At 71.3% G+C, this 17,320-nt stretch carries 21 protein-coding genes and 2 pseudogenes; 11 read left to right on the top strand and 12 right to left on the bottom strand.

What is annotated here, in order from left to right:
* Positions 1-8 precede the first annotated feature (8 nt).
* On the top strand, positions 9-1,256 hold the full coding sequence (locus A4W93_RS27850) for a complex I 51 kDa subunit family protein (RefSeq protein ID WP_085753709.1): 1,248 nt from the start codon (positions 9-11) through the stop codon (positions 1,254-1,256).
* On the opposite strand, the gene A4W93_RS27845 is transcribed toward A4W93_RS27850, so the two are convergent.
* The 5 genes from A4W93_RS27845 to A4W93_RS27825 form a co-directional block, all read right to left on the bottom strand.
* Positions 1,222-1,830: an acyloxyacyl hydrolase gene (locus tag A4W93_RS27845; protein WP_085753708.1), complete on the bottom strand. Its 609-nt coding sequence runs from the start codon at positions 1,828-1,830 to the stop codon at positions 1,222-1,224. The two genes, A4W93_RS27850 and A4W93_RS27845, sit on opposite strands and share 35 nt — an antisense overlap.
* A gap of 20 nt (positions 1,831-1,850) precedes the next feature.
* Positions 1,851-2,216 carry a hypothetical protein gene (locus A4W93_RS27840; protein ID WP_085753707.1) on the bottom strand — a complete coding sequence of 122 codons (366 nt, stop codon included), beginning with the start codon at positions 2,214-2,216 and terminating at the stop codon, positions 1,851-1,853.
* Position 2,217: 1 nt separating this feature from the next.
* Complete coding sequence (locus A4W93_RS27835) at positions 2,218-2,676, bottom strand: DoxX family protein (protein ID WP_085753706.1); 459 nt, start codon at positions 2,674-2,676, stop codon at positions 2,218-2,220.
* A 6-nt stretch (positions 2,677-2,682) separates the two neighbouring features.
* Positions 2,683-3,468 carry an alpha/beta fold hydrolase gene (locus A4W93_RS27830; protein ID WP_085753705.1) on the bottom strand — a complete coding sequence of 262 codons (786 nt, stop codon included), beginning with the start codon at positions 3,466-3,468 and terminating at the stop codon, positions 2,683-2,685.
* Between the two features lie 63 nt (positions 3,469-3,531).
* A complete protein-coding gene (locus A4W93_RS27825) occupies positions 3,532-4,518 on the bottom strand; it encodes an alpha/beta fold hydrolase (RefSeq protein ID WP_085753704.1) in 987 nt (328 codons plus the stop codon).
* 312 nt (positions 4,519-4,830) lie between these two features.
* On the opposite strand from A4W93_RS27825, the gene A4W93_RS27820 reads away from it, so the two are divergent.
* The gene (locus A4W93_RS27820) at positions 4,831-5,811 is read left to right on the top strand and encodes a LysR family transcriptional regulator (RefSeq protein WP_085753703.1); all 981 of its coding nucleotides are present in this window, start codon (positions 4,831-4,833) and stop codon (positions 5,809-5,811) included.
* Positions 5,812-5,821: 10 nt separating this feature from the next.
* Positions 5,822-6,316 (top strand): Ohr family peroxiredoxin, encoded by a 495-nt coding sequence (locus A4W93_RS27815; RefSeq protein WP_085753702.1) that lies wholly within the window; start codon positions 5,822-5,824, stop codon positions 6,314-6,316.
* A 9-nt stretch (positions 6,317-6,325) separates the two neighbouring features.
* On the opposite strand, the gene A4W93_RS27810 is transcribed toward A4W93_RS27815, so the two are convergent.
* Positions 6,326-6,820, bottom strand: a complete 495-nt coding sequence (locus A4W93_RS27810; RefSeq protein ID WP_085753701.1) for a DUF2384 domain-containing protein — start codon at positions 6,818-6,820, stop codon at positions 6,326-6,328.
* A gap of 245 nt (positions 6,821-7,065) precedes the next feature.
* Between A4W93_RS27810 and A4W93_RS27805 the strand changes: the two genes are divergently transcribed.
* The 6 genes and pseudogenes from A4W93_RS27805 (at position 7,066) to A4W93_RS27780 (ending at position 10,680) form a co-directional block, all read left to right on the top strand.
* On the top strand, positions 7,066-7,545 hold the full coding sequence (locus tag A4W93_RS27805) for a carboxymuconolactone decarboxylase family protein (RefSeq protein ID WP_085753700.1): 480 nt from the start codon (positions 7,066-7,068) through the stop codon (positions 7,543-7,545).
* 28 nt (positions 7,546-7,573) lie between these two features.
* Positions 7,574-8,329, top strand: a complete 756-nt coding sequence (locus tag A4W93_RS27800) for an SDR family oxidoreductase (protein WP_085753699.1) — start codon at positions 7,574-7,576, stop codon at positions 8,327-8,329.
* Positions 8,330-8,531: 202 nt separating this feature from the next.
* Positions 8,532-9,161 (top strand): glutathione S-transferase family protein, encoded by a 630-nt coding sequence (locus A4W93_RS27795; RefSeq protein ID WP_085753698.1) that lies wholly within the window; start codon positions 8,532-8,534, stop codon positions 9,159-9,161.
* Positions 9,162-9,167: 6 nt separating this feature from the next.
* Positions 9,168-9,326 (top strand): annotated as a pseudogene (locus A4W93_RS27790) (DUF1427 family protein); the annotation flags it as partial.
* A gap of 68 nt (positions 9,327-9,394) precedes the next feature.
* Positions 9,395-10,075 (top strand): CDGSH iron-sulfur domain-containing protein, encoded by a 681-nt coding sequence (locus A4W93_RS27785; RefSeq protein WP_218919174.1) that lies wholly within the window; start codon positions 9,395-9,397, stop codon positions 10,073-10,075.
* A gap of 11 nt (positions 10,076-10,086) precedes the next feature.
* Positions 10,087-10,680 (top strand): peroxiredoxin-like family protein, encoded by a 594-nt coding sequence (locus A4W93_RS27780; RefSeq protein ID WP_157782239.1) that lies wholly within the window; start codon positions 10,087-10,089, stop codon positions 10,678-10,680.
* A gap of 5 nt (positions 10,681-10,685) precedes the next feature.
* On the opposite strand, the gene A4W93_RS27775 is transcribed toward A4W93_RS27780, so the two are convergent.
* Genes A4W93_RS27775 through A4W93_RS27760 form a run of 4 tightly spaced genes read right to left on the bottom strand, consistent with a single transcriptional unit; the run spans position 10,686 to position 13,596 of the window.
* The gene (locus A4W93_RS27775; RefSeq protein ID WP_085753696.1) at positions 10,686-11,894 is read right to left on the bottom strand and encodes a bifunctional alpha/beta hydrolase/OsmC family protein; all 1,209 of its coding nucleotides are present in this window, start codon (positions 11,892-11,894) and stop codon (positions 10,686-10,688) included.
* A gap of 14 nt (positions 11,895-11,908) precedes the next feature.
* Positions 11,909-12,292 (bottom strand): OsmC family protein, encoded by a 384-nt coding sequence (locus A4W93_RS27770; RefSeq protein ID WP_085753695.1) that lies wholly within the window; start codon positions 12,290-12,292, stop codon positions 11,909-11,911.
* A gap of 22 nt (positions 12,293-12,314) precedes the next feature.
* Positions 12,315-13,163 carry a glutathione S-transferase family protein gene (locus tag A4W93_RS27765; protein ID WP_085753694.1) on the bottom strand — a complete coding sequence of 283 codons (849 nt, stop codon included), beginning with the start codon at positions 13,161-13,163 and terminating at the stop codon, positions 12,315-12,317.
* 19 nt (positions 13,164-13,182) lie between these two features.
* Positions 13,183-13,596, bottom strand: coding sequence for a cupin domain-containing protein (locus A4W93_RS27760; protein ID WP_085753693.1), 414 nt, complete (start codon positions 13,594-13,596; stop codon positions 13,183-13,185).
* 61 nt (positions 13,597-13,657) lie between these two features.
* Between A4W93_RS27760 and A4W93_RS30820 the strand changes: the two are divergent.
* A pseudogene (locus A4W93_RS30820) lies at positions 13,658-14,499 on the top strand (SDR family NAD(P)-dependent oxidoreductase).
* 1 nt (position 14,500) lies between these two features.
* Here A4W93_RS30820 and A4W93_RS27750 read toward each other — a convergent pair.
* Positions 14,501-15,196 carry a dienelactone hydrolase family protein gene (locus A4W93_RS27750; protein ID WP_085753692.1) on the bottom strand — a complete coding sequence of 232 codons (696 nt, stop codon included), beginning with the start codon at positions 15,194-15,196 and terminating at the stop codon, positions 14,501-14,503.
* Between the two features lie 234 nt (positions 15,197-15,430).
* Here A4W93_RS27750 and A4W93_RS27745 point away from each other — a divergent pair, with 234 nt between their 5' ends.
* Positions 15,431-16,447: a LysR family transcriptional regulator gene (locus A4W93_RS27745; protein ID WP_085753691.1), complete on the top strand. Its 1,017-nt coding sequence runs from the start codon at positions 15,431-15,433 to the stop codon at positions 16,445-16,447.
* A 17-nt stretch (positions 16,448-16,464) separates the two neighbouring features.
* Here the strand turns inward: A4W93_RS27745 and A4W93_RS27740 are convergent, their stop codons facing one another.
* On the bottom strand, positions 16,465-17,082 hold the full coding sequence (locus A4W93_RS27740; RefSeq protein ID WP_237357637.1) for a glutathione S-transferase family protein: 618 nt from the start codon (positions 17,080-17,082) through the stop codon (positions 16,465-16,467).
* Between the last annotated feature and the right edge of the window lie 238 nt (positions 17,083-17,320).

The following is a 17,320-nucleotide window of genomic DNA, read 5'->3' as shown; positions in this document are numbered from 1 at the left end:
GGCATGCGATGGACCCCACGTTGAACCAGGTGCTGATGAAACCGGAGGCGCGGGTCGGCGCCGACCTCGCGGCCTGGCTCGCGCTGGGCGGTGGCGAAGGACTCGCCAACGCCGCGCGCGACCCGCGGGCCATCGTCCCGCTGATCGCCGACGCGGACCTGCGCGGCATGGGCGGCGCCGGTTTCCCCACCCACCGCAAGTGGGCGCCGGTGGCCGCCGGGCCCGCGGGGGACAAGTACGTGATCTGCAACGGCAACGAGGACGAACCCGGCACGTTCAAGGACCGGTTCCTGCTCGAACACACGCCGCACGCGGTGATCGAAGGCGCGCTCATCGCGGCGGTGGCCACCGGGGCGAACCACGTGGTGCTGTACGTCAACCCCCACGAGAAGCAGGCCATCGCCGCCGTGGGCGAGGCCGTGCGGCAATGGCGGGACCTCGGGCACCTCGCCCCGGTCGAAGCCGCGATCGGGGGCTCGCTGTCGCTGGAACTCGTCCCCAGCTCGGGCCTCTACATCGGCGGCGAGGAGACCGCGGTGATCTCGACGGTCGAGGGCGGCTTCCCGTTCCCGCGCCGCAAGCCGCCCTATCCCGCGCAGAGTGGCGTCCACGGCAAACCCACCCTGGTGAACAACACCGAGACCTTCGCCCACGTGCCCGGCATCCTGCGCCACGGCGCCGCGTGGTACCGGAACCTGGGCCTGGGCGACGCGAGCGGCACCAAGCTCTACTCGCTGTCGGGCGACGTGCTGCGTCCCGGCCTGTACGAACTGCCGATGGGCACCCGCCTCGACGCGCTCGTGTTCGACCACGGCGGCGGTTTGCTGATGGGCCGGGCGTTCAAGGCGGTGTTCACGGGCGGCCCGTCGAACACGCTGCTCACGAAAAACCACCTCGACGTCGCCCTCGACTTCGAATCGGTGCGCGCCCGCGGCTCGCGACTGGGCACCGGCGCGATGATCGTCGTGTCCGAGGGCACGAGCATCGTCCGCAAGGTCGCCGAGTACGTCGACTTCTTCTCGCACGGCTCGTGCGGCCAGTGCCCCCCGTGCAAGGGCGGCACCTACCAGCTCACCCGGCTGCTCAACCGCATCGACACCGGCCGCGGCGTGCGCGCCGACCTCGCCGCGCTCGAGAACCTCTGCGGCCTGCTGCCCGGCAGCGGGCGCTGCGGCCTCGTCGACGGAGCGGTGACGGTGGTGGCGAGTTCGCTGCAGCAGTTCAGGGGCGAGTACGAGGCGTTGCTGATCGGTTGAGCGGCCACGCATACCGCACCTGCACGAAGTTCTCGCCCGGGTTCGGATGCCGGATCCCCGCGTTGGAGAAGTGCTGGATCCGCAGGGACAGCTCGGCGCCGCTCGGGAACCGCCGGCCCACCGCGAGGTGGTCGCCGAAGTTGAAAACGGTGCTGAACTGCTTGTCCTCGCTGCGGTAGACGGGCGCGAGCAGGTTCACGCCAATGCCGACCTCGGCGAACAGGCCGTGCTCCCAGGCCTTCGGGTGCAGGCGCAGCACGGGTGTCACGCCGAGCTGGGTCACCCACGCGGAACCGCCGTTGGCACCGAGTCCCTCCCAGCGCCCGAACGACGCCTCCCAGTGGCCGGTTGCCTCGCCCACGTCGAACGCGCGGGTCCAGCGCCAGGCCCACGTGGCACCGGCCACCACGGCGGCGACATCCTGGCCCAGGCCGACCTGGCCGAACACGGCGGACGGACACCACGCGGAACGGTCTCCAGTGCGTGGGCAGAGGTCCCCGGCCTGGGCCGAGGCGGCGAACGCGCACAGCAGCGCGCCGGCAAGACGCGGCCGCGAGGCCGGATGCTGGATCATGGTGTTCGATCGGAGAAGGGTCAGGGAAGCGGCGATTCGAGGTCGTCCGCGGCGTGCACCCAGATGTCGTCGGCGTCGTGGATGTCGGCGGTCAGGCGCGTGGGATGCAGGAGGTCGCCGAAGCGGCCCCGAAACCCGATCGCCAGCCGGTTCCCGCGCGGTCCGTGGATCGCGCGGGACAGCTGCCGCCCGCGCTCCCCTTCGAGCACCGCGCACGACACCCAGAGGCACAGCGCACGCCCGTCGAAGCAGGCGACCGAGAAGCGCAGCACGCGGTGCGGCCCGCTGGGCGCGACGTCGGCCACCGTGCCGACGTAGCGGCGCGGCTGGCAGAGCTCGCGCACCGGCAGTCCGGGCGTGAGTTCGAGGGGGGCGGTGGCCGGCATGCTATCGGGCCCGCCGCGCGTCGACACTCCAGCCGCCGGGGCCGAAGGCGCCCACGGACAGGAGCCCGCCGGTGATGGCGAGGTTCTTCAGGAACAGCAGCTGCTGCACGTGCTGCTGCGCGGGCGGGACCTGCCAGTACGCATGGAAGAGGAAGCTCGCGGCAACGGTGAAGAGCGCGAGCGCCAGTGCCGCTGCGCGGGTGTACCAGCCGACCACGAGGGCGGCGGCGGCCGTCACCTCGAACACCGCCACGAGCACCGCGAGCGGAAACTCGAGCGGCAGCCCGGTCGAGGCGATCGCCTCGGCGGTGCCTTGCAGCGCGCCGAGCTTCTCCAGGCCGGAGCTGAGGAAGATCCACGCCAGCAGGATGCGACCGGCCAGCGTGAGCGTCTGCTGCAGGCCGTGGGCGGTTTCCTCCGGTGGGTGGAGGTCCACGGGAATGAAGGAGGTGGTGCGCATGGGCTTTCAGCGGGCGGCTGCCTCGATCAGGGCCGCCACTTCGCGGGCGTGGCTCACCTGCGGCACGTGGGACGCGCCGGGGATCGCGACGGTGCGCTTCGACTGCGCGCGCTCGGCCATCCACGCGAGCGCCGCGGGCGGGATGTTGCGGTCGCCGGTGCCGTAGACGAACCAGGACGGCACGGTCTTCCACGCCGTGCCCGTGTTCGCCTCGCCGAGGGCCGCGTCGGTGATGGGGCGCTGGCCCACGGCCATCAGCACGGCCTCCGCCTGGGGCACGTCGGCGGCGAACTGCTGCCAGAACTTGTCCGTGCGGATGTAGAGGTCGGCCACGCCGGCCTCCTGCGGCACCGGTGCGGCGAGGGCCTGGCCCAGCGTGCTGCCCGGGAACTTGTTCGACAGCGTGGCGGCGCTTTCGCCCGCTTCGGGTGCGAAGGCCGAAACGAACACCAGGGCCTTGACCTGCGGCTTGTCGACCGCGGCCGTGCTGATCACGGAACCGCCGTACGAATGGCCCACGAGCACGACGGGGCCCTGGATGGCGTCGAGCACGCGTGCCGTGTAGCTCGCGTCGTGAGCCACCCCGCGCAAGGGGTTGGCCACCGCGACCACGGGGTAGCCGGCGTGGACCAGGCGGGTGGCGACGGCGTTCCAGCTGGACGCGTCGGCGAAGGCGCCGTGGACGAGCACCACGGTGGGACGGGAACCCGCGGGGCCGGCCGAGCGGGCCGGACCGGCGATGGCGATGAGGCTCAGGAGCACCAGGAGCGAGGACATGACGATGCGGAACATGGGATGGATCCTTCGGATGGGGGAACGAGGCGGCGGCCGGACGGTCCGGCCGCCGGTGGGGCGTCAGCCGCGGATGAACGCGAGCAGGTCCGCGTTCAGGCGGTCCATGTGCGTCTGCGTGAGGCCGTGCGGTGCGCCGGGGTAGACGATCAGCTTCGCGCCTTTCACGAGGGTCGCGGTCAGGCGGCCGGACACGTCGATCGGCACGATCTGGTCGTCGTCGCCGTGGACCACGAGCGTCGGCACGTCGAACTTCTTCAGGTCGTCGCGGAAGTCGGTCTCCGAGAACGCCTTGATCGAATCGAACGTGGCCTTGTGGCTGCCCTGCATGCCCTGCATCCACCAGCTGTCGATCAGGCCTTGCGACGGTTTCGCGCCCGGACGGTTGAAGCCGTAGAACGGGCCGCTCGGGATGTCGCGGAAGAGCTGCGAGCGGTTGGCCTCGAGCGCGGTGCGCGTGCCGTCGAACACCTCGACGGGCACGCCGTTCGGGTTGGTCGGGCCCTTGACCATCAGCGGCGGCACGGCCGACACCAGCACGACCTTGGCGACCCGCTTCGTGCCGTGGCGCCCGATGTAGCGCGTGACCTCGCCCCCACCGGTCGAGAAGCCCACGTGGATGGCGCGGGGCAGCTTCAGCGCGTCGACCACCGCGGCGAGGTCGTCGGCATAGTGGTCCATGTCGTGGCCGTCCCACGGCTGGCTCGAGCGGCCGTGGCCCCGGCGATCGTGCGCGACCACGCGGTAGCCCTGGTCGGCGAGGAACTTCATCTGCCCGTCCCAGCTGTCCGAGCTGAGCGGCCAGCCGTGGCTGAAGACGATGGGCTGGCCGTCGCGCGGGCCCCAGTCCTTGACGTACAGCTGCACGCCGTCCTTCGTCGTGACGTAGGGCGAGCCGCCTTGCGGCTGCTGCTTGCCCGGGCCGCCGGCCTTCGCGGCGCGGGCCGGCGACATGGCCGTCGAGGCGGCGGTGAGCGCGGCTGCGCCGCCGCCGATGAGCAGGGTCCGGCGTGCGGGGCCGTCCGTGGGTTCGATGCCGATTGCGTTCATGAGGTCGATTCCTGAGTGAAGGGGGTTGACGGTCCCGCGAAGGCCTGCAGTCCGGAGCGGGGGTGTCGAGATTCATGTTAGGAACGGCCCCTCGCGGCAACCAGACCTCGGAACGTCGCCGGTGTGTTGACCCGCGCGAAGCAATCGGGCGATTGGTGCGTGGCGGTCAACAGTGCGCGGCGCCAAAGGCAACACCGGCCTCACCCCACCGCCGCGACACTGGCGCCGAGGGTGCGGCGGGACTTCTTTCGCCGGCGCTGTCACAACGCCCGCGTCCTGGACGTCTGATGGGTCTACACGCACGAAACGTCCATGACGGCCTCTTCTCCGCCCCTCTCCTCCACGATCCGGACCGACGCCGTGGCGTCCAGCTTCGCCACGAGCTATGCCGGGGTCGTGGCCTTCATGACCGTGGTCGCCGAAGGCAGCTTCGCCAAGGCGGGTGACCGGCTCGGCATCGGCCGCTCCGCCGTCAGCCGCGGTGTCCAGAAACTCGAGACCCAGCTCGGCACCCGGCTGTTGAGCCGCACCACCCGCAGCCTCGCGCTCACGCGGGAGGGCGAGCTGTTCCATGCGCGGTGCCATCCGGGCGTCGCGCAGATCACGCAGGCGCTGGAGGACCTGCGCGAACTGCGCGACGGCCCGCCCCGCGGCCCGCTGCGCATCAGCGCACCCGCCGGCTTCGGGCGCAAGGTCGTCGCGCCGCTGCTGCAGGGCTTCCACGCACGCTACCCCGACATCGCGCTGGACCTCGCGCTGAGCGACGCCGCGGTCGACTTCACGTCCGACCGCGTCGACGTGGCGTTCCGCAACGGCCGCCTGGAAGACAGCCAGTTGATCGCCCGCCAGATCGTGCCGATGCAGATGCATGTGTGCGCCGCGCCGGACTACGTGAAGGCGCGCGGCATGCCCGCGACCCCCGACGACCTCGTCCACCACGACTGCATCAACTACCGCATGGCGTCCGGCCGCGCGCGGGACTGGGAGTTCAAGGTGCAGGGCGAGACGCGCAAGGTCTCGCCCGCCTCGCGCCTCACGTTCAACGATGCCGAACTCGTCCTGCAGGCGGTGCAGCGCGGGCAGGGCATCGCGCAGATGCCGGCCTACCAGATCAGCGCGCTGCTGCGCAGCCGGGCGCTGCTGTCTTGCATGCCGCAGTACGCGCCGGACGACAGCGGTCACTACATCTGCTACCTGAGCCGCCAGCACCTGCCGTCGCGCATCCGCGTGTTCGTCGATCACATGACGACGGCCATCCGTGCGCTGGACCTGCAGTGTCCGGCGGCCTTGTGAAAGAGAAGACATGGCCAAGCTGAGCCCACCCCCCACCACGCTGCTGGACACCTACCGCGGCACCGAGTTCCAGCCGCTCTACACCACGACGGTGAACGTCACCGGGGGCGAGGCGGCGCACGGACGCGCGTCCGGCATCGTGCGGTCGGAGGATGGCGGGCTCGACCTCGAACTGCGCCTGCCTCCCGCGCTCGGCGGACCCGGGGGCGGCACGAACCCCGAGCAGCTGTTCGCCGCGGGCTACGGTGCGTGTTTCCACGGCGCCGTGAACCTGCTGGCGGCACGTCACGGCATCGAGCTCCACGGTGCGTCGGTGGCGGTGACCGTCGCGTTCGGTTGCGACCCGATGGATGGCCGGCACAGCCTCACCGCGGAACTGGTCGTGCGCCTGCCGGGGCTCGACCGCACGCTCGCCGAACGCCTCGTGCGCGAGACCGAACGCATCTGCCCGTACGCGAAGCTGGTCCGCCAGGGCATCGAGAGTTCGGTGCGCGTCGAGACTTGAGCGGAGCGTTCAGCCGCCCGCCACGAACCGGTCGGCCCGTGCGGCGCCCACGATCGCGTCCTCGTCGATCTCGACCAGGTCCAGGGGGCGTGCGTCGCCGAGCCAGGTGTTGCGGCGGATGAACCACTGCGCGAGTTCGGCGTCGTCGAACACGCCGCGCAATTCGGCGAGCACGCCGGACACCACCGGGCGGATGCCGTCGTCGCCGCGCGACAGCTGGAACGCGGGCAGCAGGATCGCGCCGCGCCAGTCGATGGCCACCACCTCCCGTTCCACGATCCACCGCGCGAGCCGGGAGACGGGCTGGTCGTGGTGTGCGCGCAGGCGCTGCGCGAAGTCGTCCCCGCCGATGAGACCGCCGTGAACCCGGTAGCCGTGGCTCATCTCGAGGAGCGCGACGTCTTCCAGCCACTGGAACGTGTCGGCCAGCGGCGGCGTCGGCGGCAGGTACTGCGGACCGCACGTGGCGGACGCGGTGCGCACGGGGTCGATTCGAACGGTCATGGCGTGTTCCTCCGGGGTCGATGGGGTGCAACGACTGTAGGCAGGGCGCCTTCGCGTCACCAGACCCGCGCCCGGACCACTGCGTTGAGCCGCGGACACCAATCGCCGAGGGACCATCGGTGATTCATGGGCAACATTGAGTTGATGTGTTGCCGTCTAGTGGGCACGAGGCGGCCTCCCTAGGATTCATCACGCCGGTCCTGCACCGCCACGTCCGAACCCATCGACCCAACCAGGAGTCCACCATGACCCAACGCATCAACTTCATGAAGCAGTCCCCGGAACTCACGAAGAAGCTCCTCGAGTTCTCCGCCGCGCTGAAGAGCTGCTCGATCGAAGAGAAGATCCGCAACCTCGTCGACATCCGCGTCGCCCAGCTCAACGGCTGCGCGTTCTGCCTCGACATGCACATCAAGTCGGCCCGGATCAACGGCGAACGCGAACTGCGCCTGCACCACCTGGCCGCCTGGCGCGAGTCCACGCTGTTCGTGCCGCGCGAGCGCGCCTCGCTGGCCTGGGCCGAGATCCTGACCCAGCTGCCCGCGCAAGGTGTGCCCGACGAGCTGTTCGAACGTGTCCGCGGCCAGCTCTCCGAGACCGAGATCTCCGACCTCACGTACGTCGTGATGGCGGCCAATGCGTGGAACCGCGCCAACATCGCGTTCAAGACGGTGCCGGGCAGCTCGGACTCCGCGTTCGGCCTCGACAAGGCCCAGCTGGCCTGATCGCCCACCTTCCACGAGGAGTCTCACCATGAAAGTCGTCGTCATCGGCGGAACCGGCCTCATCGGGTCGAAGCTCGTGGCCCGCCTGCAGGCGGCGGGCCACGAGGTCGTCGTCGGGTCGCCCAACACCGGCATCAACACGATCACCGGCGAGGGGCTCGATGCGGCCCTCGCCGGCGCCCAGGTCGTCGTGGACGTCGCCAACTCGCCGTCCTTCGCGGACGACGCGGTGATGTCCTTCTTCCAGACGTCGGGCCGCAACCTGCTCGCCGCCGAGAAGAAGGCGGGCGTGCGCCACCACATCGCGTTGTCCGTGGTGGGCACGGAACGCCTGCAGGCCAGCGGCTACTTCCGCGCGAAGCAGGCGCAGGAGGACCTCATCAAGGCCTCGGACGTGCCGTACACCATCGTGCATTCGACGCAGTTCTTCGAGTTCGCCGGCGGCATCGCGCAGTCGGCGACCGAAGGCCAGTCGGTGCGCCTGTCGCCCGCGCTGATCCAGCCGATCTCGTCGGACGACGTGGCGGACGCGATGTTCGATGCCGCCGTCGCGGCGCCGTTCAACGGCATCGTCGAGATCGCCGGACCGGAACGCTTCCGCCTCGCCGAACTCGTGGGCCAGTACCTCGCCGCGAAGAAGGATCCGCGCCACGTGGTGCCGGACGAGGGCGCGCTGTACTTCGGCGCCCGGCTGGACGACGCCACGCTGGTGCCGGCCGCCACGTCGGTGCCGCGCCTCGGTGCGGCGCGCTTCCAGGCGTGGCTCGCCACGCAGGTGGGCTGACCGGCGGTTCCTGTTCCATGCCTCCGGCCCGTCGCGACGAAGACGACGGGTGTCAGGTCGTCGAGGCGGCTGTCACGGGCGTGCACTTTCCATCCGTTCGTGCACGGGACGAACCCACGTCGGCGCGGCGTCCCCGCACAGGCCGATCAGCAACACGACGATGCGCCGGGTCCGGAGGCACCCTTCCTCTTCTGGAGTTCCCATGAAGCTGTTCTACTTCCCCGGCGCGTGTTCGCTCGCCGGGCACATCGTGCTCGAATGGATCGCGCGGCCGTACGAGGCCGTGCGCATGAGCCGCGACAGCATCAAGTCGCCGGACTACCTCGCCATGAACGCGGGCGGCACGGTGCCGCTGCTGATGGACGACGGGTTCGCGCTCACCGAAAACGTCGCGATCCTCGGCTACCTCGGCGACCTGCACCCCGAGGCCGGCCTGCTGGGCGACGGTTCGCCGCGCGGCCGTGCCGACGTGATGCGGTGGCTCGCGTTCCTGAACTCGGACGTGCACAAGGCCTTCAAGCCCATCTTCGTGCCGGGCCGCTTTCTCGATGATGCCGGTGCCGCCGACGCGCTGGCGACGAAGGCCCGCGGCCACATCCGCGACTACCTGGAGCGGCTCGATGCCCAGCTCGAAGGCCGCGAGTGGCTGGTGGGCGAGCGGTCCGTCGCCGACCCGTACCTGTTCGTGCTGCTGCGGTGGGCCCGCGCCAAGGGGGTGCACACCAGCGACCTGCACAACCTCGCGCGGTTCTTCGTGCGCATGCACGACGACGAGGGCGTCCGCCAGGCGCTCGTGAACGAGGAAGGCGCCCACGCGCTGGGCGGGCGCTGAACCGCCATGCGCGCCTACCTGCTGTCGCTGCTGCTGGGTGTGCTGGTCGGGCTGATCTATGCCTGGTTCGGCATCCGGTCGCCCGCGCCGCCCACCATCGCGCTGGTAGGCCTGCTCGGCATGCTGATCGGTGAGCAGACGCCGGCGGTGCTCGAGCGCCTGTCCACCCCGCCATCGTCCGTCGCGGTGGTGCACCCGGCCGATGCCCCCGGCCCCGACCGAAAGGAGTGACGATGCCGACCCCGCCCCCGGACATGCCGCCCGTGGAGACCGCACGAAGCGACCAGGTCGAGGTGAGCTTCGACGGCTCGCGGTGCATCCACGCGCGCTACTGCGTCACGCGTGCGCCGGCCACCTTCCTCGCGAACGTCGACGGTCCGTGGATCCATCCCGGCGCCACGCCCGTCGAGAGCCTCGTCGCGGTGATCCACCAGTGCCCGTCGGGCGCACTGCACTACCGCTGCTTCGATGGCGGGCCGGAGGAGCCGCCACCGCCGGTGAACCTCGTGACGCTGCGCGAGAACGGGCCGTACGAGGTGCGTGCGCCGATGCGACTGGGCGACACCGCGCTGGGCTTCCGCGCCGCGCTGTGCCGCTGCGGCGCGTCGAAGAACAAACCCTTCTGCGACAACAGCCACCGCCACAACGGTTTCCAGGCCACCAGCGAACCCGCGAGTGGGAACACCACCGCGCTCGGGCAACGCGACGGGCCCGTGTCCGTCCGTCCCCTGGCCGATGGCCCGCTGCATCTCGCCGGATCCCTGGAAATCGTTTCCGGCACGGGCCGCATCGTCGAACGCACGCGAGCGGTGGAACTGTGCCGCTGCGGCGCGAGCGAACACAAACCCTTCTGCGACGACAGCCACCTGCGCATCGGTTTCCGCGCGCCGGGGGTCGAGCGTCCGTCCGAATGACAGGAACCCCGATGCCCACGCTCCTCAGCATGCCCTGGCCCGGTCTCGACCGGGCCGCCGAACTTCTGCGTTCCACCGGGGTCGGCGAACACGCCCGACGCACGGGCGACCGCGCGCCCTCGGGCCATGTGCTCGACCGCCAGGGCGGGCGGGTGCGCCTCCCCGACCTGTGGCGTGACGGTCCCGTCGTGATGCTGTTCTTCCGCGGGGGCTGGTGCCGGACCTGCGACCTGCAACTGCGCGCCTGGCGCCGGCAGCGCGACGCGCTGGCCGCGCTCGGCTTCAGGCTGGTGGCGGTGTCGCCGCAGCAGCCCGACCCGCAGGGTGAATGCTTCGGCTTCGACCTCCTCAGCGATCCGGACCTGGCCGCCGCCAACGGCTTCGGCATCGCGTTCACGCTGCCGCCCGACGCGGTGGACCTCTATGCCGCGAACGGCATCGACATCCCGGTGCTCAACGGCAACGGACTGTGGGTGCTGCCCATTCCCGCGGTCTACGTCGTCGGCGCGGACGGCGTGGTGCGTTTCGCCTACGTGGAGGGCGATTCGCCGGAAGGTGTGCGCCCGGAGGACGTGCTCGTCGCGATGACCACCGGCGTGGCCTGACGGCCTCAGCCTTCGCCGCGGCCGTCGGCCCGGGTCAGCGTGACCGCGGCGAAGGTCGCGCCCTGGGCCAGGGTGCGGTGGACGGGGCAGCGGGCTGCCACGTCGGCGAGGGCCGCCAGCTGCTTGGCGTCCAGTTCGCCTTCGACGCGGATGTGGCGCGTGAACTCGTCAGGGGGCGTGCGGTCCTTGACCTTGCGGTGGTCGACCCCGGTGCGCACGCGCTCGAGCGGCCAGCCCTTGAGGTCGGCGAAGTGGCGAAGTGTCATCGTCGTGCACGCCGCGAGCGCGGACGACAGCAGGTTGTATGGCGTCGGTCCCGAACCCAGCCCGCCCACGGCGGTCGGTTCGTCGGCGAGCCAGCGCGACCCGCCGGACTGCAGGGCCAGCTGGAACTTGCCCAGGCCGGTCTCCTCCGCCTCGGCGTCGAACACCCGGCCCGGCAGCGCAGTGGGCTCGGGCAGGTAGCGCCCGGCCCACGCCGCGATCACGGCCGTGGCGTGTTCGGCGTCGGCGCGGTCGCGCAGCAGGTGGTCGGCCTTGTCGAGCGAGATGAAGCTCTTCGAATGCCGCGCGGCGAGGAAGATGCGGCTCGCGTTGTCGATGTCCACCACCTGGTCCACCGGGCTGTGCAGGATGAGCAGCGGCACCGTCAGTCCGGCGAGGTGGTGCTCGGTGTCGTGCGTGCGCACGTCGTCGATGAACGCCTGGCCGACACGCACCTCGAAACCGCCGAGCGGCACGGGGCCCGTGCCGTCGGCGCCGATGCGTCGCAGCGCCTCGTCCGGCACGTGGCGCAGCAGGTGGGCCGCGTCGAACGGCGCCCCCACGGTGGCCACGGCGCGCACGGACGGGATGCGCGCGGCCGCCACCAGCGCGGCGGTGCCGCCGAGGCTGTGGCCGATCAGCATCGCCACCGGCATGTCCGCCGCGGCCATGGCAGCGGCGGCCTGCACGAGGTCGTCCACGTTCAGCGAGAAGCTCGACTGGTCGGCGTCGCCCTCGCTGTCCCCGATGCCGGAGAAGTCGAAGCGCAGCACGCCGATGCCCTGGGCTGCGAGCCCGCGGCCCATCGCGACGGCCGAGCGGCTGTCCTTGCCACACGTGAAACAGTGCGCGAGCACGGCCCAGCCGCGGCAGATGCGCTCGGGCATCTCGAGCCGGCCGGCGAGCCGCCGGCCCTGGCCGTTGACGAACGAGAAGGTGCTGGTCGGCATGGACGGCTCCCGCGTCAGGCGAGGAAGGTGTCGATCGACACGCCACCCATCAGCGTGAGCGTGACCGGCGTGCGCTCGGCGATGTCGACGAGGCGCTGGCGCTGCTGCGCGTCGAGCCCCTGCGGCCGCAGCGTGCGGACGATGCGCGGACCGTCCTCCTCGCGCCGCCATTGCAGCTCGACCTCCACCGACGTCATGGGCCAGCCCTTGCGGTCGGCGTACATGCGCAGCGTGATCGCGGTGCAGGCGCCGAGGCTCGCGAGCAGCAGCTCGTACGGCGCGGGTCCGTCGTTCCGGCCGCCGAGCACGGCGGGTTCGTCCGCCACGAGGCGATGGGAGCCGAGGTCGATGTCGGTGCGGTAGCGGTCGCGACCGATGCGTGCGGTGCCGATGGCCATGGGGTTCTCCTGTCGTTGGATGTCAGAGGCGGATCGCACCCGCGCTCACGTAGCGCGAGAAGTTCTCGACCGGCATGGCGGCCTGGCCGCGGTAGTGTTCGTCGGACCAGGTCAGCACGACGTCGACCTCCCCCGCGAGGATCTGCACGTCGCCGAGGCGGATCTCCATCGCCATGCCCTCGCCTTCGCGGTACTCGACCGGGCCCACGACCTCGCCGACCAGCGCGACCGCGGCGGCCGGCGAGGCGGGCACGACGGGACGCGGCCCCGCCTCCATCGACAGCGCGCGGCGCACGCCGGCGTCGTCGTGCAGGCGCCGGAGGTACGTGCCGAGGTTCCGAAAGCCGGACAGGCCCACCTTCGTGGTGAGCGCCCAGCGCAGCATCACGAACAGGTACGCGTCGGCGCAGGTGCGTTCGCCGGTGAGCCACTCGCGGCCGTCCAGCTGCACGTCCACGCGCTGCAGCAGTTCGCGCACGCGCTCCCGCCCGGCATCGGCCACGAGGGTGTCGGGGACCAGGCCGAAGCCGTGGCGTTCGGGGTAGAAGACCGGGCCGTAGGCCTTGTGCACCTCGGCGTTGAGGAACGCGAGCCACTGCAGCGTCTGCGCGCGCGCGCCGCTGCCGTCCCCGCCCCAGAGCCGGGCCCGCGGATGCCGATCGGCGATGAACGCGAGGATGGCGATGCTTTCCGTGAGCCGCAGGTCGCCGTCGGCCAGCACGGGCACCGTGCCCATCGGGTTGATGCCGAGGAACGCGGGTGCCTGGAGTTCGGAGCGGCGCAGCGCCACTGCCTCGTAGTCCGCGCCGGCCCATTCGAGCGCGACGTGGCTGGCGAGCGAACCGGCCCCCGTCATGTAGAAGAGTTTCATCGCGGGGCCCTCCGGCGTGTCAGTTCGGCGGCAGCACGGCGTCCACGCCCTGCTTCTTCACGAGGAACACGAGGAACTTCGCCGGCTTCGTGGTGCTGGCGTTGCGGCCCACGGTGTGCAGGTCGGCCGGGCCCTCGTAGAAGGTCTCGCCCGGCTTCAGCGTGACCTCCTTGCCTCCCTTCACGCCCATCACGATGGACCCTTCGAGCACGTAGATGAAGCCGTGCGCGTCGTGGCGGTGCACGGGGTCGGCGCCGCCGGGCGGGTACGTCACGGTGAGCATCAGCACCTCCTGGCCGGGCAGGTTGGGGAGCGCCTTCGACATCAGCGCGTCGACCGCCGGCGGGGGCGGTGCGGCGGTCGCGGGTTCGGTGGTCCAGAGCACCGCGGAGAGCAGTGCGATGGCGGGCAGGGCGAAGGGTTGGTGCGGCATGGGAGTCTCCTCTCGAAAACGGTGACCCGATGCTAGGAAGCGCCCCTCCGGCGCGGAAGGCATGGGACGGGGCTCGCCGTGTTTCCCGAATTGCACCAATGCGGCGGGTGTTCGCGGTCGACACTGGCTCCCCCTTTCAAGGAGCTTCGACATGTCCTCATCCGACACCCCCGTGGTCCTCATCACCGGCGGTGGCGCCGGCATCGGCCGGGCCACCGCCCGGCGCTTCGCGGCGCAGGGCGCCCGCGTGGTCATCACCGGACGCCGCCAGGCCGCGCTGGAGGCCGCCGCGGCGGACCATCCGGCCATCGGGTTCATCGTCGCCGACGCCGGCCGCGCCGCAGACGCCGAACGCACGGTGCAGGAGACCGTCGAGCGGCACGGCCGCCTCGACGTGCTCGTCAACAACGCCGGCGCGGGCGCGATCCTGCCGCTGGCCGACGCGACCGCGGAGCGCATCCGCGAGATCTTCGACACAACGTCGTGGGGCCGTCGCTGCTCGCGCGCGCCGCGCTGCCGCACCTCAAGCGCAGCCGGGGCCACATCGTCAACGTCTCGAGCACCTTCGGCCACAAGGCCGCGGCGGCGCTGTCCCACTACGCGGGCAGCAAGGCAGCGCTCGAACTGATGACGAAGTGCTGGGCGCTCGAGTTCGCGCCGGACGGCATCCGCGTCAACGCGGTCGCCGCGGGCCCGACCGACACCGACTTCCTGACCGAACGCATGCAGCTGAGCGAGGAACAGGCCGAGCAGGTGCGGGCCCAGGAGCGCGCGACCATCCCGCTCGCGCGCCGCGGCACGCCGGACGAGGTGGCCGCGTGGATCGCGACGCTGGCCTCGCCCGCCGGCGCTTGGGTCACCGGGCAGGTGATCACCGTCGACGGCGGGCTGGACGTCACCTGAATCAGGCCAGGTACGCCCCCAGGAAGGCCGCCGAGCGCTGCTGCGCGAGTGCCGCCGCCGCCTCGTCGCGGTGTTCGCCGCCGCGGCGCGCGAACGCGTGGCGGCACTCCGGGTAGAGGAACGTCTCGACCCGCGGGCGCCGCTCCAGCGCGTCGAAGATGTCCTGGCGGGCCGGCAGCGGGATGTACTCGTCGTCCTGCGCGAGGTGCACGAGCAGCGGGCTGTCGATGCGGGCTGTGTCGTCGAGGTACCGGTTCGCGCCGCCGGGGTAGTACACGACCGCGGCATCGACCCGCGTGCGTGAGGTGGTGAGCAGGGCCAGCAGGCCGCCGAGGCAAAAGCCCAGCAGCCCGACGCGGCCGTCTGCCCCGGGCAGCGTGCGGGCTGCCTCCAGGGTGCGCAGCACGTCGGCCACGCCCTGCTCGACGTCGAAGGCCTGGTACAGCGACACCGCCTTGTCCCGCTCGGCCGGGGTGCGGTCCGTGAGGTCCACGCCGGGTTCGAGCCGCCACAGCAGGTCCGGGCACACGGCCAGGTAGCCGCGCTCGGCCAGCCCGTCGCACGTCGCGCGCATGTCGGCGTTGACGCCGTAGACCTCGTGGAGCACGACCACCACCGGCGCGGGCATTGTCGAGGGGCGGGACAGGTGGGCCCGGAAGGTGCCGTCGGGCGTGTCGATCGGGAGGGTGGTGGGCATGGGTTCCGCCGAGGGAAGTGGTGGGGAAACCGATGCTAGGGACGGCCGCCAGGCCCCGGTAGGCCCCGATCGCTCATCGGCCTGTTGACCCTGCGGCACCACTGCCGGGCACGCCGTGTTAACGAGATCAGCGTGCGCTTTTTCACCGATTAACTCGCCTCGCGGCGGACCGGCTTCGATACTGGTCTCGCCTTCCCCGCGGGGGAGAGGCCGAGCGGGAAGGAGCATCGAATCATGGAAATCGTGACACGACCGGGCAGCGACGCCGGCGACGGGCTGGCGTCGAGCTTCGCCACGAGCTACGCGGGGGTGCTCGCCTTCATGGCGGTGGCGAACGAGGGCAATTTCGCCCGGGCGGGCGACCGCCTGGGCATCGGGCGATCCGCCGTCAGCCGCAACGTGCAGCGGCTCGAGGTGCAGCTCAACGCGCGGCTGTTCCACCGCACCACGCGCAGCATCTCGCTCACCAGCGAAGGCGAGCTGTTCTTCGCCCGGTGCCAGCCGGGCGTGATGCACATCGCCCAGGCCTTCGAAGAGATGCGCGACCTGCGCGAGGGGCGCCCGCGCGGCCGGCTTCGCGTCAGCTCGTCCGCGACCTTCGGCCGCAAGGTCGTGGCCCCGCTGCTGGCCGGCTTTCAGGAGGCCCACCCCGAGATCGAGCTGGAATTGCTGCTCGACGACGCCCGGCCGGAGTTCATCGCCGACCGCATCGACATCTCGTTCCAGAACGGCCGCATGGAAGACAGCCAGGTGGTGGCCAAGCAGCTCGTGCCGATGCGGATGGTGACCTGCGCGTCACCCGCGTATGCGCGCGAACACGGCCTGCCGCGTTCGCTCGACGAGCTGGCGCAGCACCGCTGCGTGCACCTGCGGCTGCCGTCGGGGCGGCTCGCGGAATGGGAGTTCAAGGTCGACGGCCGCACCCACCGGATGCTGCCGCCGGCACGCAGCACGTTCAACGACGACGACCTCGTGCTGCAGGCCGCGCTCGGCGGCCAGGGCCTCGCCCAGCTGCCCGCCTTCCAGCTGTGCGAGCCGCTGCAGTCGGGCGACCTCGTCACCTGCCTGGCCGAACACGAGCCGGACGACCGCGGCCACTACATCTGCTACCCGAGCCGGCGCCAGCTGCCGTCGCGGGTGCGGGTGTTCATCGACTACATGACCCTGCGCATCCGCGCGCAGCACCGGCAATCGATGGCGTTCGCCTCGGGCCTCGGCCCGATCGGCGAGCCCGTCCGGCAGGTCGCCTGATGGCGGCCCGGCCGCCGTCAGAGGGCGAGGCCTTCCTCCGCGTGCAGCGCGGCGCGGGTACCCGCGTCGCCATACATGCGGCGCGCGAAGGCGGTCAGGTAGCGCAGGCCGTCGAGGTCCACGTCCATCGCCACCGCCCAGCGGAACATCACGAACAGGTAGGGGTCGGCCACCGACCGCACGCCGGCGATCCAGTCGCGGGATTCGAGCTGGCGGTCCAGGCGCGCGAGGTGTTCGCGCACGGCCCGCCGGGCCGCCGCCGTGGCGCGCCCGGCCGGCGGGTCGGCCTCGTCGGGCTCCGGCCGCGCGAGCAGCGGCCGGAACGACGGGTGCACCTCGGTGTTCAGGAAGGCCAGCCAGCGCATGGCCTCGGCGCGGGAGCGCGTGTCCCCGCCGAGCAGGCCCGACGCGGGGTTCAGGTCGACGAGGTAGCTGAGGATGGCCACGCTTTCGGTGAGCGTGAACGCGCCGTGCGTCAGCACGGGCACCTTGCCCAATGCGTTGAGGCCCAGGAAACTCGCGGACCGCAGGCTCTCCGGCGTCATCTCCACCAACTGGTACGACGCCTGGACCCACTCCAGCACGATGTGGGCCGCCAGCGAACTGGCGCCGGCCATGTAGTAGAGCTGCATCATCTCGCGATCGGTCCCTCGGCCCGTGCTGTGGAAGCCCATGCTAGGAGGCGGGCCACGGCGTCGGTAGGCCCGCGCCGTTCACCACAGTGTTTCCATGAACGCACCATCGGACGCGCCGGCCTGTGGTCCACTCCACGTGCCGCCTGCGTGCTGTTGACGAGGCGGGTGAAGGGGGTTGATCGCCGCGGGGCCGTTTTGACGCCTCCCGGCTTTCATTTCATACTCGCCGCTCACCCCG

This window comes from Piscinibacter gummiphilus (assembly GCF_002116905.1).
Lineage (GTDB): Bacteria > Pseudomonadota > Gammaproteobacteria > Burkholderiales > Burkholderiaceae_C > Rhizobacter > Rhizobacter gummiphilus.
The sequence above is the reverse complement of the archived record's forward strand: the minus strand, read 5'-3'. Positions and strand labels throughout refer to the sequence as shown.